The sequence below is a fragment of the Halomonas sp. Cn5-12 genome, assembly GCF_021532545.1.
Taxonomy (GTDB): domain Bacteria; phylum Pseudomonadota; class Gammaproteobacteria; order Pseudomonadales; family Halomonadaceae; genus Vreelandella; species Vreelandella aquamarina.
Window position 1 is genome coordinate 1 of the sequence record NZ_JAKGAY010000011.1, and the last position, 15,449, is coordinate 15,449.

Genomic DNA, 15,449 nt, shown 5'->3' on the forward strand with positions numbered 1-15,449 from the left:
TGGAGTACCAGCAAGGCACGCTGTTGGGCTACGAAGTACGCGAGTACCTGCTGGAAAAATGGGAGCGTGAGTGTGCCTACTGTGGCACCGGCGACACGCCGCTGGAAATCGAGCATGTGGTGCCGCGTTCACGCGGCGGCTCGAATCGTGTCAGCAATTTGACGCTGAGTTGCCATCCCTGTAATGCCGAGAAAGATAGCCAGACACTGACCGATTTTTTCGCCACCAACAAAGGCCTGAAAAAGCGCCTCAAAGCCAATGGCCACGCCGCTGACGCTCGTTTAGATCGCGTACAGCGCCAGCTCAAGCAACCGATGCGCGATGCCAGTGCGGTCAATGCGACCCGCTGGGCGCTGTTCTCCGCGCTCAAAACCACGGATTTACCGGTCGCTGTGAGCAGCGGTGGCCACACCAAATACAACCGACAGCGCCTCAACATCCCCAAGACGCATGCCTTGGACGCCGCTTGTGTCGGGGCTTTCGAGAAACTGCATGACTGGACAGTGCCGACACTGACGATCAAGGCGATGGGGCGCGGCAGCTACCAGCGCACCCGCTTAACGAAACACGGGTTTCCGCGTGGCTATCTGATGCGGCAGAAGCAGGTGCACGGCTTTCAAACCGGCGACATGGTGCGTGCGATAGTACCCACCGGCAAGAAGGCTGGCACCTATACGGGCCGTGTCGCCGTTCGTAAGCGAGGGAGCTTCAACATTCAACGTTCAGCGGGCACGGTGTCTGATATCTCGTACAAATACTGCACCCTCATCCAACGGAGTGATGGCTACGGCTACTACGTCACACCCTTCACCAACCTAACAGGAGGAGCGGGACAGGCGGTGGCGTAACTCAGTCGCCCTGAGGGCGACGCGCTATCCCTCCCGGCACTAGAAGTACCGGGTACCCCGCGCAAAATCAGATGGTTCGTTAGTTGTGAACGATTAAAGCCGTTCAAGAAAGGAAGTGCCGCCTAAATTACGCATTTGCTGGCGAATCCATTGGCTGCGACGCTCTACCTGGGCGTCGGGCCTAGAGGCACTGCGATTCCGAGGATTGGGTAAAATGGCGGCTAGCAGGCTTGCCTGCCTCTCGGTCAATGCACTTCCTGAGGCACCGAAATAGTGGTTAGCCGCGGCTTCTAAACCGAAAACGCCGGTATCCCACTCCGCCACGTTGAGATATACCTCTAGTATCCGCTGTTTGCCCCATAGCGTTTCAATCAAGAGGGTAAACCACGCTTCCAGCCCTTTGCGTACCCAGCTACGCCCACTCCACAAGAACACGTTTTTAGCGGTTTGTTGGCTCAAGGTGCTGGCACCGCGCAGCCGCTCACCGTCTCGGCTCGCTTCCCAGGCGCGACGCATCTCCACAAAATCAAACCCACGGTGCTGAGGAAAACGCTGATCCTCGGCGGCAATCACCGCCAGCTTGGCGTTATTCGAGAGATTCTCCCAACTACGCCACTGGCGCTGAATATCAACCGGTTCGCTGTTTATCCAGCTTTGCACCTTACGTTCAACCATCACCATGGAGCCCGGTGGCGGAACAAAGCGAAATAGCAGCACCAGGGCAACGGAGAGCAGCACAAAGGCCAGCGTGCCACGCCAAACAAGACGCCAAAGCAGACGAAGAATTCGGCGCAGCGCGCGATTGACCATGTCTCGGTACCCTTAACGTTTCATGAGGTGTTCTGCATGATAGCGCAAATGGTCCTCGATGAACGAGGCGATGAAGAAGTAACTATGATCGTAGCCTGGCTGACGGCGCAGCGTTAGTGGGTGATCATGCTCGGCGCATACCGCTTCCAGACGCTCGGGCATCAGCTGCTCTTCCAGGAACTGATCGGCTTCCCCTTGATCGATGAACAGCCGCTGGCGAGATGCACCATTGGCCACCAGCTCGCAGGCATCGTACTGGCGCCAGCGGGTCTGATCTTCCCCGAGGTAGCTGGTGAAGGCTTTTTGCCCCCAAGGGCAGTTCATCGGGTTCACGATCGGCGCAAAGGCCGATACCGAGCGGAAGCGCCCCGGGTGACGCAGCGCCAGAATCAATGCACCATGCCCTCCCATGGAGTGCCCGCTGATCGACTCGCGGCCATTGACCGGAAAATGCTGACGCACCACGGACGGCAGCTCTTCGACCACGTAATCGTACATGCGGTAGTGAGGCTTCCAGGGCGCCTGGGTGGCGTTCACGTAGAAACCCGCCCCGGAGCCAAGGTCATAGCTATCGTGCTCGCCGGGGAGATCGGTGCCACGCGGGCTGGTATCCGGGCACACGATCGCCACGCCTAATTCGGCGGCAATGCGGTGCGCGCCCGCCTTCTGCATAAAGTTTTCGTCGTTGCAGGTCAGGCCCGATAGCCACCATAACAGCGGAACACGCTCGTTTTCTGCTTGCGGCGGCAGGTAAACGGCGAAGACCATGTCGCAATCCAGGGCTCGGGAGTAGTGGCGGTAGCGCTTGTGCCAACCGCCAAAACTGCGGTTTGCCGACACCAGTTCTAAGGTTTCACTCATGCTCATGGGCAGGCTCCTTAAACAGTGAAACGCGGCGGGTTGCCCCTACCGCGTTCGTTTATCCGGTTTCTTTCGCTAGGTGATACTCAGTAATGCAGGACGGTACGAATGCTCTTGCCTTCATGGAGCAGATCGAAAGCTTCGTTGATCTTCTCAAACGGCATGTCATGGGTAATGAAGTCGTCGATGTTCAGCTCGCCGTTCATATAACGCTCTACATAACCCGGCAGCTCGCTACGGCCTTTCACACCACCGAACGCCGAGCCTTTCCATACCCGGCCGGTGACCAGCTGGAAGGGACGGGTTGAGATCTCTTCGCCTGCGCCTGCTACGCCGACAATGATCGATTCACCCCAGCCTTTGTGGCAGCACTCAAGCGCTGAACGCATGACGTTGACGTTGCCGATACACTCAAACGAGTAGTCGACGCCGCCATCGGTCATATCAACGATGACCTGTTGGATCGGGTCACTGTAATCTTTGGGGTTGACGAAATCAGTCGCGCCGAACTGCTTGGCCAGCACAAATTTGTCTGGATTGACATCAATCGCAATGATTTTAGAAGCTTTCGCCATCACCGCCCCCTGAATCACCGCCAAGCCAATGGCACCCAAGCCGAACACGGCAACGGTAGAGCCGGGCTCTACTTTCGCGGTATTCATAACGGCACCAATACCCGTGGTAACACCGCAGCCCAGCAGGCAGATTTTATCCATCGGCGCTTCTTTGGAGACCACCGCCAGCGACACTTCCGGCAACACGGTGTACTCACTAAACGTGGAGGTGCCCATGTAGTGGTGCAGCATTTTGCCGTCTAGCGAGAAGCGTGATGTGCCGTCTGGCATGACACCTTTACCTTGGGTCGCACGTACGCTACCACAGAGGTTGGTTTTACCTGAGAGGCAGAATTTACACTTGCCGCACTCGGCGGTGTAGAGCGGAATAACGTGGTCACCAGGTTTCACGCTGGTAACACCTTCGCCTACTTCTTGAACAACGCCCGCGCCCTCGTGGCCCAGTACGGCTGGGAAGTTGCCCTCAGGGTCGGCACCGGACAGCGTAAAGGCGTCTGTGTGACACACGCTGGTGGCGGCCATTTTCACCAGCACTTCTCCCGCCTTCGGGCCTTCAACATCAATCTCAACCAGCTCAAGCGGCTTACCCGCTTCTAATGCAACCGCAGCACGTGATTTCATGGTCACTCCTAGCTAAAGTTTATTGACTATCGTTTAAATGTCTGTGAGTGAGCACGCCGTGGCGCGCTCGACTTACCAAGGGTGTGGATTACTCGCTATCGCGGGCGATAGGCGCAAACTCAATGGGCAGCCAGCGGTAGCCTTCTTCGTCTTCGACGATGTGACCGATGCCCGGGAACGGCATGTGAGCACCGGCCACCCAGTGCTTCTCATCGACCGCTCTCTCCAGCACCGCTTCACGTGTGTGTACCGCTTGCTCGGGGTCGGAATCGAATTCGATGGCAACGCTTGGGTCAGCAAACTGCACGCCGTAGCTGTGGACGACATCGCCCCATACCAACATGGCGTCGTCACCACTATTGAGCATAAAGCTCGCATGGCCCGGCGTATGGCCGTGAGTATCCCGCGCAACGATGCCCATCAGCAGCTCATCGCCCGGCGCAAAGGGGCTGAATCGGCCAGCCTCTTGATAGGGCGCCACGGCCTCTTGTGCCATGGTAAAGAAGGCGCGCTCCTCCTCTGGAAGCGCTTGAGAGCGCTCTTCGTCCAACCAGAAGTCAGCGTCGCCTTCGCTGGCGCGCAGCTCGGCATTGGGATAGACCGCCTCACCGTTCTCATCCACCAAACCGCACACATGGTCCGGGTGCAGGTGGGTCATCAAGATCGTATCGACCTGTTCCGGTGCATAGCCCGACGCGCGTAAATTCTGCTCGACCTGGCCCAGTGTGGGACCAAAGCACGCCGCCGCCCCTGCATCAACGAGCACCAGGTTCTGGCCGGTGTGAATCAAAAAAGCGTTCACGGCAGTTTGCATGCCGTTCTCGGCATCGATGAACAATGCGTCGAGATGGCGCAGAATCTCGTCATGCTCCATGCCTTTTAAGAGCGAGGTGTCTAGTGTGGTATGGCCATCGTACAGCGCCGTCACTTCGGTATCGCCTACCATCATACGGAACCAGCCCGATGCCTGCTCTTGCTGCTGGGCAGGCACCTCTGCCTGAGCGGCAGCGACCCAACCGGCGCTGATAGCAGCCACCAATGCACGCCGAGACCAGCGTGAAGAGATCATCGCCATCATCAAACACTCCATGAAAACGCGAGATAGACCTGAAGTGTAGGTCAGCTAGGCGAGAAAGATAAAGCGGGATACACTCACAAGATTATTGCTCCTGAGCAACAATCTCTTTAATTAAGGGTTCGCCATGCAGCGCTGGGATCGTATCGAAGCCTTCGTCGAGGTGGTCAGGCTGGGCACCTTTTCCGCCGCCGCTCGACACCTCAAAGTCTCTACCTCGCATATCAGCCGTTTGGTCAGCCAGCTAGAGAACCAGCTAGGCGTGCAGCTACTCTACCGCACCACACGGCAGATTCGGCTGACCGATGCTGGGGCCTTGTACGCGGAGCACTGCCGCCATTTGTTCGATGGGCTGCGTGATGCCGAGCAGGCGATCAGCGAGCTGCAGGCCAAACCCCATGGGCTACTAAAACTGACCTCGGCAACGACTTTCGGCGAGCGCTACATTGCCCCGCTGGTCAATGATTTCCAGTGCCTGCACCCTCAGCTCGAAGTACACATGCACTTCACCAATCGCCCGGTGGAGTTGATCGAAGAGGGTTTCGACATCGCCATTCGCATGGGGGTGTTGAAAGACTCCAGCCTGATTGCCCGGCGGCTGTGCGGACGCCGCGAATACGTGGTGGGCTCACAGGCCTATTTTCGTCAGGCGCCCCGTCCCCACACGCTGGGCGAGCTGAGCCAACACCGCTGCCTGCTGGGGTCGCGCCCCAACTGGCTGTTCGAAGTGCACGGTCAGCGGCGAGAGGTCAAGGTAGAGGGGTGCTGGAGCAGCAACTCGGGGCCTGCCCTGCTGGATGCCGCCCTCAAAGGGCTGGGGCTCGCCCAGCTGCCGGATTACTACGTGGCGCCTTATCTGGCCAGTGGAGAGTTAGTGTCGGTGCTGGAGCCATTCCAACACCACGACACGGCGGTGTGGGCGGTGTACCCTCGCCACCGCCACTTATCGCCCAAGATTCGTCAGTTGGTCGACCATTTGGTCGACCATATCGACACTCTGTTACCCGCTCATTAGCATTCGATGGTATTGACTGCGAGACCACCTTTCGAGGTCTCTTTGTACTTATCCTGCATATCGCGCCCGGTATCGCGCATGGTGCGGATCACTTTATCCAGCGAGACGAAGTGGTCGCCGTCACCGTGCAGCGCCATGCGTGCGGCATTGATCGCCTTCACCGAGGCAATGGCGTTGCGCTCAATACAGGGTACCTGCACCAACCCTGCCACCGGGTCGCAGGTGAGCCCTAAGTTGTGTTCCAGGCCAATTTCCGCGGCGTTTTCTACCTGCTTGGGCGTACCGCCCAGCACTTCGGCCAGCCCGGCCGCGGCCATGGCGCAGGCAGAGCCCACCTCCCCCTGGCACCCCACTTCAGCGCCGGAAATTGAAGCGTTCTTTTTGCATAGAATGCCCATGGCACCGGCAGTCAGCAAAAAATTCACTACATCGGCATCGCAGGCGTCCGGCTCGAACTTTAGATAGTACGCCAGCACGGCGGGCACGATACCCGCGGCACCGTTGGTAGGCGCGGTCACCATCCGCTTACCAGCGGCATTCTCTTCGTTCACTGCTAGCGCAAACAGGTTGACCCAGTCCATCACGGTAAAACTGGTCACAATCAGGCGCTGATTGTCGGGCGGCGAGAGCAGTTGCTGATGCAGTGAATGAGCGCGGCGGCGGACATTTAAGCCGCCCGGTAGGCGCCCGGTGGCCTCCAGGCCATTATCAATGCTCTGGCGCATGGCGTGCCAGATGGTGAGTAATTCGTCACGTATCGCGGCTTCGCTACGCCAAGCTTTCTCGTTTTCTAACATCAGCTCGCTGATGCTTAGGCCGTGCTGCTGGCACAGTGTCAGTAACTCATTTGCTGACTCAAAGGGATAAGGCAACGCTGTTTTGTCTTCATCCAGCCCGCCTCGGTCAGCGCAGGCCTGGTCCACATAAAATCCACCGCCCAGGGAGTAATAGGTGTTCGTACTGATCACCGTATCGCCTTCATACGCCGTGAGTACCATGGCGTTAGGATGAAACGGCAGGCAGGCCTCATCCCATTCGATATCACGTGCGCGCTGAAACGCTAGCGCTTGGCCGTTGGGAAGCCTCAATGGCTCGCTGTTATCCAATGCGGCTAAGCGCTCGGCAATAGTATCAAGGTCAACCGCCTCTGGCGTCTCGCCCATCAACCCCATCACCACGGCATTATCAGTGCCGTGACCGACACCAGTCGCTGCCAGCGAGCCGTGCAGCCTTACCACAACACGGCTGACCTTGGGCGCTGTCAGCGCCATGACGAAATCTCGCGCTGCCCGCATGGGCCCAACGGTATGTGAGCTGGATGGGCCAATGCCAATCCGAAACAGATCAAACACACTAATTGCCATAAAAGAGCCTGCCCCGAGAGGTAATTATTACGCTTGTAGCGTTACTTTGTAGCCTAACCGGCTAGCCGTCGAGCAATTCTCAGCTAGTTAGACGTGCGAGCATAGAAATGTGACGATATAATAAACATCCATTCATGCATGTTTGTTGTTTGACTGATCTCGCCTGACGTAGAGGAACCGTGATGCCACCCTCCTGGCCTATTGATTTTCGCACTGCGCTGCTGCGCGCGACACTCTATATACTCTTCATCGGAGGCATCGCCCAAGGCGCGTATCTGGAAGCGTTGTATCTGCCTAGCGTGCGCTATACCGAGCTGGGGTTCACCGAGCTGACCCAGACCTTCATTCTGATCAGTTGCTGCACCCTGCTCCTCTACGTACGCCATGTACTGAAAGTATGGCCCACGGTGACCCTTCTGCTGCTGGCCTTCCTCGCTGCCTCGCTGGTACGTGAGCAGGACTACTTTCTCGATGAGTACGTCGCACGGCATACCTGGAAAATCCTGGTCACCATGATCATCCTCCCCTCACTGGCCTGGGTCGTGTACCAGCGCCAGCGTTTTCTGGAGGAGTTTCGCCACTACAGCAACACCTTCTCGTTTGGCCTATTTGCGGCAGGCGTGCTGGTCACCTATATCTTTTCTCGCCTTTATGGACGCCAAGATTTTTGGCGAGCCGTGTTGCAAGAGCACTATATCCGTGACTTCAAAGACATTGCCGAAGAGGCCATCGAACTACTCGGCTACAGCTTGATTCTGTTTGCCACCATCGAGCTTCTCTTTCTCGCACGACGCATCCATCGCGCACGGCAAACGCCTTAACCAATCACTTATCCCCCCAGCCAAACACCGCTGACGCCCCGCGTCAGCGGTGTTTCATTTTTTACATCTCCCTATACGTAAAGCCATTTGCGCCGCTTGCATTATCAACGTAGTGTCAGCCACCAAACCTACATGGGCATTTTTGCTGAAAAATAACCTATCAACGATATAAATCTTATGACAAACCCACAAAATCGCGAAGAAAACCTAAAACGCGGAGCATTTACCCGCTTTCTCGATAGCGTCGAGTGGCTGGGAAATCTATTACCGCACCCAGTCACACTGTTTGCCATTCTGTGTGTACTGGTCGTGCTGGCTAGCGGTATCGCTGCCGCCCTGGGCGTATCCGTCGCCGACCCGCGCCCAGCGAACGAGGGCGAGTGGATTGCGGTGAATTCACTGCTCAATGCGGAAGGGCTACGCCTTCTCGTCACCAATATGGTGACCAACTTCACCGGTTTTGCACCTTTGGGCACAGTGCTGGTGGCCATGTTAGGAGTCGGGGTTGCCGAACACTCTGGCTTGTTGTCCGCTAGCATGCGCGCACTAGTGCTTAACCGTTCACCACGCATCGTCACCTATGCAGTGGTGTTTGCCGGAATCATGTCGAACATGGCCGCCGAGCTTGGCTATGTGGTACTGATTCCGCTAGCAGCGATGATCTTTCATTCCTTAGGTCGGCACCCGCTAGCGGGTCTGGCGGCGGCGTTTTGTGGCGTCTCCGGCGGCTACAGCGCCAACTTATTGATTGGCACCGTCGACCCGCTGCTTTCCGGCATCACCCAAGAAGCCGCGCGCCTGCTCGACCCTGCCTACATCGTTGGCGCCGAGGCTAACTGGTTCTTCATGTTTGCCAGTACGTTCTTCGTCACCCTGATTGGCGGTTTGGTTACCGAACGCATCGTGGAACCCAAGCTTGGCAAATTCGATTCAGCCTATGCCGATAGCGATATCGACCAGCACCGTATGGAGGGTCTGACCGCTACAGAGAAACGGGCACTCAAAGGTACGGGCTTGGCTGCCCTGGCGCTGGTAGCGTTAGTGGCCGTCATGGTAGTGCCGGAGAGTGGCATTCTGCGCAACCCTGAGACGGGCCTTGTGAGCGGCTCGCCCTTCCTGCGCGGTATTGTGGTTATCGTCGCCATTGCCTTCACCGTGCTGGGCTTTGTCTATGGCCGACTCGCGGGCACCATGCAAAACGATCGCGATATCGTCGATGCCATGGCCAAAAGCATGAGCAGCCTGGGGCTCTATATTGTACTGGTGTTCTTTGCCGCTCAGTTCGTGGCGCTGTTCAACTGGAGTAATTTTGGCACCGTGACTGCCGTGGCGGGCGCTGACCTGCTGGACTCCCTTGGCTTGCGCGGCCCTGGCCTGTTTGCGCTGTTCATCCTCATGTGCGCCTTCGTGAACCTGTCGCTGGGTAGCGCGTCGGCGCAGTGGGCGGTCACTGCCCCTATCTTCGTCCCCATGCTGATGCTCATGGGTTACGCGCCCGAAGTCATTCAGGCGGCGTATAGGATCGGCGATTCCGTCACCAACCTGATTACGCCCATGATGAGCTACTTTGGCCTGATTCTCGCAGTGGCGACCCGTTATCGTAACGACATGGGCATCGGCACGCTGGTCGCTCTCATGCTGCCTTACACGCTGTTCATGCTGATCGGTTGGAGCGTGCTGTTCTTTATCTGGGTGTTTATTCTTGGCTTGCCGGTTGGTCCAGGCTCTGCCACTTACTACACGCTCTAAGCTTTAAACGGCATAACATAAACCGAAAAGCCCGCCGTTCAGAGAACGGCGGGCTTTTCGGTCTTCGTGGCGACTCTATTTCACCACTCACTCTTCACTACTCGCGGCTTTACTCGTCTAGGAACGAACGAAGCGGTTCTGAGCGGCTGGGGTGACGCAGCTTGCGCAGCGCTTTGGCCTCGATCTGACGAATCCGCTCACGGGTGACGTCAAACTGTTTGCCCACCTCTTCCAGCGTGTGGTCAGTATTCATATCAATACCAAAGCGCATACGCAGGACTTTCGCTTCGCGGGCAGTCAAGCCACCCAGCACGTTGCGGGTTGCTTCGATCAAGCCTTCGCCGGTGGCCATATCGATCGGCAGCAACATGGTGCCGTCTTCGATAAAGTCACCCAGGTGCGAATCGTCGTCATCACCAATCGGCGTCTCCATGGAGATCGGCTCTTTGGCGATTTTGAGCACCTTGCGCACCTTGTCTTCCGGCATTTCCAGGCGTTCGCCCAGCTCTTCCGGCGTCGGCTCACGACCCATCTCTTGCAGCATCTGGCGGGAAACACGGTTGAGCTTGTTGATCGTCTCAATCATGTGTACCGGGATGCGAATGGTACGCGCCTGATCCGCAATAGAGCGGGTGATCGCCTGACGAATCCACCATGTCGCGTAGGTCGAGAACTTGTAGCCACGACGGTATTCGAACTTGTCTACCGCCTTCATCAAGCCGATGTTGCCTTCCTGGATCAGGTCCAGGAACTGCAGGCCACGGTTGGTGTACTTCTTGGCAATCGAGATCACCAAGCGCAAGTTCGCCTCGACCATCTCTTTCTTGGCACGACGTGCTTTCGCTTCGCCAATCGACAGCTTGCGGTTGACCTCTTTCAGATCGGCTACCGAGAGCTGCACCATGTCCTCTTCGAAGGCAATCTTACGCTGAGCGCGGGCGATATCGGCACGCAGTGGCTCTAAGCGGTCAGCGTACTTGGGATGCGCTTCTTGGAAGGCGTCCAGCCACGTCGGATCCGACTCGTGGCCCGGGAACGACTTGATGAACGTCTTGCGCGGCACCTTGGCTTTCTTGACGCACAGCTGCATGACCGCTTTTTCTTGGGCACGCACCTGTTCAACGCTGATACGTATCTGACCGACCAAACGCTCAAAGTGTTTAGGCACCAGCTTAATCGGCGAGAACAGCTCCGCTAGGCGGGCTTGTTCAGCCTTGAGCTCAGCGCTACCCCGACCATGCTTGGCCAGCACTGCTTCAACGGCAGCATTTTGCTCACGAATCTGCTCAAAACGTGCCTTCGCCTCTTCGGGGTCCGGGCCACCTTCACTGGCGGTAGTGTCGTCCTCTTCGTCGTCATCGTCGCTGTCGATATCGTCATCATCGCTCAGCTCAGTCTCAACGACAGGCTCCGGCACTTCCGCTTCAGCAACACCCGGAATACCTTCGTCGGGGTCGATAAAGCCAGAGAACAGGTCAGATAGGCGCCCAGGTGCTTCTTCATCCTGGGTAGCGTCGTAGGCTTCGAGAATAGAGGCAACTGCACCCGGCAAATAAGCCAGTGCGGACATCACTTCCCGCGTGCCTTCTTCGATCCGCTTGGCGATTTCGATTTCGCCTTCACGGGTCAAAAGCTCAACCGTTCCCATTTCACGCATATACATACGTACGGGGTCGGTGGTGCGACCTACGTCGCTTTCCACGGCGGCGAGTGCCGCAACGGCCTCTTCCGCAGCGGACTCGTCCGTGGAGTGATCCGACATCATCAAAGTGTCTTCATCTGGCGCTTCCTCAACGACACTGATACCCATGTCGTTGATCATGCCAATGATGTCTTCCACTTGATCCGGGTCGGCGATATCCTCGGGTAGATGGTCGTTGACCTCGGCATAGGTCAGGTAGCCCTGCTCCTTGCCGCGCGCGATCAACTCCTTCAGACGTGACTGCTGCTGCGCATTTCCAGCCATAGAAACCCTATCTCGACGAAGAAGAATGAAACACCTGGGGCGCTGAATCGATTAAACTCAACAAGCCGAACAGTATAGCGTAAATAACGGGATTTTTTCCAGCGAAACGTATTTGCGCGGTCATTCAGGTGTGTTAGGTTGTTCGGTTAGGCCAGCGCCTGGCGACTAACCCTGTATGTGGTGCTGAAGCTTGTTAATTCAACCCCACTGTGCGAATTGCTTTGGTTTGACGCCCTCATGTGCGCTGAATTAGCTTCATCATCAGACTCGCCAACCGCTGCCGCTGAGCTTTATCCAGCTTCTGGCCAGAACGCTCTAATGCCAACAGCGCATCGTACTCTTCCTGGGGCGAACGCTTACGCTGCTTCTCGACCAAATGCTCTACCAGCCCGCTTAGCTCTGCTTCCCTTGTACTCTTAGGAATCAGCAGTTCCCGCTGCGCCAGCTCTGCTAAGATCTGCCCCTCATGACTACCCTGAAAATGCGCTAACACCACCTGCGGACTGCGATAGCGTCCGGCGCGCAGCAGCTCGATTAAAGCGCGGCACAGCGGCGCCTCTTCACTATTTTCTGGCAGCCAATCCAGCGATTCGGGTAGCGACGCCACCAAACGCGGCTCATGAAGCAGCAGTTGCACAATACGGCTCACCGTAGAGAGCGTTTGCAGCCTTGCCCCTTGGCGGCGGCCACGTGCCGCCGAGCGAGGCAGCGCCTGCTCTGGCACCATTTCAGCGGCTGGCTCCTCAACAGGCCCCCACTGCGGCAACGCTTTTGCAGCGGCATCTGCCGTGCGCTTATCTAACAGCGCCTGCAACTGCGACTGTGCCAGCCCGCTACGCTTTGCCAGTGATTCAAGCAGTAGCGATTTGAGCATGCCTTCAGGCACTTTGTTCAATGCCTCTAGCACCTGGGTGGCAAATCGCTCGCGCCCTTCCACGGTATTCAAATCGCGCCCCTGGGCGGCCTGCTCGAAGAGAAACTCCGAGAGCGGCATCGCACAGGTGACACGATCTTCGAACGCCTCTCTGCCCTCGCGACGCACCAGCGAATCCGGGTCGTCACCTTCCGGCAAAAACAGAAACCTTGCCTCGCGCCCATCGATCATCTGCGGGAGTGCGGTTTCCAACGCGCGACTTGCCGCTTGGCGGCCCGCCCGGTCACCGTCGAAGCAGAACACTACCCGGCTCACCAAACGAAACAGGCGGCTCAAGTGATCTTCCGTGGTCGCCGTGCCCAACGTAGCGACGGCGTTATGAATGCCGAACTGAGCCAGCGCCACCACGTCCATATAGCCTTCGACCATCACCAACTGCTCAAGTTTGCTAGACGCTTGACGCGCCTCGTACAAACCATATAGCTCGCGCCCTTTATGAAAGACAGGCGTTTCTGGTGAATTAAGATATTTGGGCTGTTCATCCCCCATGACCCGGCCGCCAAAGCCTAGGGTACGGCCACGCAAGTCGCGGATGGGAAACATCACTCGGTCGCGAAAACGATCGTAGGTGCGCCCAGTGTCTTCGCGGTGGATCAGCAGTCCGTACTCGACCTGTACCGGCTCGCCGATCCCTTTTGCCGACAGATGCTGCTTGAGCGCCTCCCAGCCACCCGGTGCATAACCAATACCATAGGTGTCGATGACCTCTGGCGACAGTCCACGGCCCTGCAGGTAGCGCTGAGCACTTTGACCCTCCTGCATTTTCAGCCGCTCACGGTAGAAGCTGGCGGCCACTTCCAGCAGGTTGACGCCCTCTTTACGCTTTTTCTCGCGCTGCTGAGCACGCGGGTCATCCGCTCCCTCACGGGGAACATCGAGACCTAAACGCCCGGCCAACTGCTCTACCGCCTCGGGGAACGGCAGCTTGTCGCACTCCATCAAAAAGCGCAGCGCGTTGCCATGAGCGCCACAGCCAAAACAGTGGTAGAACTGTTTATCGGCACTCACCGTAAACGACGGCGTTTTTTCTTGATGGAAAGGACACAAACCGGAGAAGTTACGACCCGCTTTCTTGAGCTGCACGCGCTCGCCGACAACCTCCACCACGTCAACGCGGCCGAGCAGATCGTCAATGAAACGCTGTGGAATTTGGCCTGCCATGAACTGCGGGCATCCTCGCGCGAAGCGCTAATGGGCGAGTCTAACGTCATCAGACAGCGCGCCTGATCACCTTAAACCGCGCAAAACACACATCACAGAACGAAAAACAAACGGCCACCTAGTGGCGGCCGCTTGGCATCCCTCTTGAGACAACCAGCCAACCGCTCTGGCTCTCTCCAGGTACGGATCAATAGAGCCGTTCGAAACGCTTACGCTCACGCTGCAACTTCTTGGCGTGACGTTTTACGGCAGCGGCCGCTTTGCGTTTACGCTCAGCAGTCGGCTTCTCGTAGTGCTCGCGACGACGTACTTCAGACAGAACGCCAGCTTTTTCGCAAGAACGCTTGAAGCGACGCAGGGCGACGTCAAACGGCTCGTTATCACGTACTTTTACAGAAGGCATTAAGCACTCACCTACCTTAAGGAGTCTTGAGTTCGGATAGTTCGCACACCGAACACAACGGTGTACGACCCAGTTTTACAGCGCACAGTAGTCTAGTCGCGGTTGGCGATCTTTGCAAATGCTTACGCCCCTCTACTGCCATAATGCTAGACTAGCCGGTTTTAAACCTCTGCCTTACCACCTACACGAGTTCTTTTGCCATGCGCGTACTGGGCATTGAAACGTCTTGCGATGAAACTGGCGTCGCTATTTACGATACCGCGTTCACCGGTGGACAGGGTCTGCTGTCCGATGCGCTGTATAGCCAAATCGCCATGCATGCGGAGTATGGCGGCGTTGTGCCTGAGCTGGCCTCTCGGGATCACACCCACAAGCTATTGCCGCTAATTGAGCAAGTACTGAAGGATGCCAACCTCACCCGTCAAGACCTGGACGGTATCGCCTACACTGCCGGACCGGGCCTGGTTGGTGCCTTGATGGTGGGCGCTAGCACCGCTCACGGCATGGCCAAAGCTCTGAACATACCGGTGCTGGGCGTTCACCACATGGAGGGCCACCTTCTCGCCCCGATGCTGGAAGATGACGCGCCGGAGTTCCCGTTCGTGGCCCTTCTGGTCTCGGGCGGCCACACTCAGCTAGTCGAAGTACAGGGGTTAGGGCACTACCAACTGCTGGGGGAGTCGGTGGATGACGCCGCCGGGGAGGCTTTCGACAAGGCCGCCAAAATGCTCGGCCTTGCTTATCCAGGCGGCCCGCTGGTCGCAAAGCTTGCCGAACAGGGCGACCCAAAGCGCTTTCGTTTTCCGCGCCCAATGACTGATCGTCCGGGGCTGGATTTTAGTTTCTCCGGTTTAAAAACCCATACCCTGACGGCGATTCGCCAGTTAGAAGCAGCGGGCGAGCTGGATGAGCAGGCCAAAGCAGATGTGGCCCGGGCCTTTGAAGAGGCCGTGGTGGATACGCTGGTGATCAAATGCCGCCGAGCGCTCGACCAAACCGGGCTAAAGCGCATTGTTATGGCAGGTGGCGTGAGCGCCAATACGCGCTTGCGTGAACGGCTAGCGCTGGAGACCCAAAAGCGCCAAGCCCGTGCTTATTACCCTCGCGGGCGCTTTTGTACCGACAACGGCGCCATGATTGCCTATGTCGGTGCGCAGCGCTTGGCAGCCGGCGAGCGTGATGACAACGGCATAATGCAGGCGACCCCTCGCTGGCCGCTCGATACGCTTACAGCACCACGGTAGCT

At 57.4% G+C, this 15,449-nt stretch carries 13 protein-coding genes; 5 read left to right on the forward strand and 8 right to left on the reverse strand.

Annotated elements, in window-relative coordinates; translation table 11 throughout:
- A partial coding sequence (gene iscB, locus L1249_RS08090; RefSeq protein ID WP_235253491.1) for an RNA-guided endonuclease IscB occupies positions 1–848 on the forward strand: 848 nt, incomplete at its 5' end.
- A 93-nt stretch (positions 849–941) separates the two neighbouring features.
- On the opposite strand, the gene mtgA is transcribed toward iscB, so the two are convergent.
- The 4 genes from mtgA to L1249_RS08110 all read right to left on the reverse strand — a co-directional run bounded on the left by mtgA (position 942) and on the right by L1249_RS08110 (position 4,793).
- Positions 942–1,658: a monofunctional biosynthetic peptidoglycan transglycosylase gene (gene mtgA / locus L1249_RS08095; protein WP_044629655.1), complete on the reverse strand. Its 717-nt coding sequence runs from the start codon at positions 1,656–1,658 to the stop codon at positions 942–944.
- A gap of 12 nt (positions 1,659–1,670) precedes the next feature.
- Positions 1,671–2,525 carry an S-formylglutathione hydrolase gene (gene fghA, locus L1249_RS08100; protein WP_228168293.1) on the reverse strand — a complete coding sequence of 285 codons (855 nt, stop codon included), beginning with the start codon at positions 2,523–2,525 and terminating at the stop codon, positions 1,671–1,673.
- An 80-nt stretch (positions 2,526–2,605) separates the two neighbouring features.
- A complete protein-coding gene (locus L1249_RS08105; RefSeq protein ID WP_044629657.1) occupies positions 2,606–3,715 on the reverse strand; it encodes an S-(hydroxymethyl)glutathione dehydrogenase/class III alcohol dehydrogenase in 1,110 nt (369 codons plus the stop codon).
- 88 nt (positions 3,716–3,803) lie between these two features.
- Positions 3,804–4,793 (reverse strand): MBL fold metallo-hydrolase, encoded by a 990-nt coding sequence (locus tag L1249_RS08110; protein WP_228168294.1) that lies wholly within the window; start codon positions 4,791–4,793, stop codon positions 3,804–3,806.
- A gap of 124 nt (positions 4,794–4,917) precedes the next feature.
- On the opposite strand from L1249_RS08110, the gene L1249_RS08115 reads away from it, so the two are divergent.
- Positions 4,918–5,805, forward strand: a complete 888-nt coding sequence (locus L1249_RS08115; RefSeq protein ID WP_044629659.1) for a LysR family transcriptional regulator — start codon at positions 4,918–4,920, stop codon at positions 5,803–5,805.
- Here L1249_RS08115 and L1249_RS08120 read toward each other — a convergent pair.
- Entirely contained in the window at positions 5,802–7,169 is a 1,368-nt protein-coding gene (locus L1249_RS08120; protein ID WP_044629660.1) for an L-serine ammonia-lyase, read from the reverse strand. The genes L1249_RS08115 and L1249_RS08120 overlap by 4 nt on opposite strands.
- A gap of 182 nt (positions 7,170–7,351) precedes the next feature.
- Here L1249_RS08120 and L1249_RS08125 point away from each other — a divergent pair, with 182 nt between their 5' ends.
- Both L1249_RS08125 and L1249_RS08130 read left to right on the forward strand, forming a co-directional pair.
- A complete protein-coding gene (locus tag L1249_RS08125; RefSeq protein WP_058577503.1) occupies positions 7,352–7,990 on the forward strand; it encodes a hypothetical protein in 639 nt (212 codons plus the stop codon).
- A 177-nt stretch (positions 7,991–8,167) separates the two neighbouring features.
- Positions 8,168–9,739: an AbgT family transporter gene (locus L1249_RS08130; protein WP_228168295.1), complete on the forward strand. Its 1,572-nt coding sequence runs from the start codon at positions 8,168–8,170 to the stop codon at positions 9,737–9,739.
- A 109-nt stretch (positions 9,740–9,848) separates the two neighbouring features.
- On the opposite strand, the gene rpoD is transcribed toward L1249_RS08130, so the two are convergent.
- The 3 genes from rpoD to rpsU form a co-directional block, all read right to left on the reverse strand.
- Complete coding sequence (rpoD, locus tag L1249_RS08135; protein WP_044629663.1) at positions 9,849–11,705, reverse strand: RNA polymerase sigma factor RpoD; 1,857 nt, start codon at positions 11,703–11,705, stop codon at positions 9,849–9,851.
- Between the two features lie 235 nt (positions 11,706–11,940).
- Positions 11,941–13,800 carry a DNA primase gene (dnaG, locus tag L1249_RS08140; protein ID WP_228168296.1) on the reverse strand — a complete coding sequence of 620 codons (1,860 nt, stop codon included), beginning with the start codon at positions 13,798–13,800 and terminating at the stop codon, positions 11,941–11,943.
- Positions 13,801–13,987: 187 nt separating this feature from the next.
- Entirely contained in the window at positions 13,988–14,203 is a 216-nt protein-coding gene (gene rpsU / locus L1249_RS08145; RefSeq protein WP_016416934.1) for a 30S ribosomal protein S21, read from the reverse strand.
- A gap of 200 nt (positions 14,204–14,403) precedes the next feature.
- Between rpsU and tsaD the strand changes: the two genes are divergently transcribed.
- Positions 14,404–15,447 (forward strand): tRNA (adenosine(37)-N6)-threonylcarbamoyltransferase complex transferase subunit TsaD, encoded by a 1,044-nt coding sequence (gene tsaD, locus L1249_RS08150; protein ID WP_044629665.1) that lies wholly within the window; start codon positions 14,404–14,406, stop codon positions 15,445–15,447.
- Positions 15,448–15,449 lie beyond the last annotated feature (2 nt).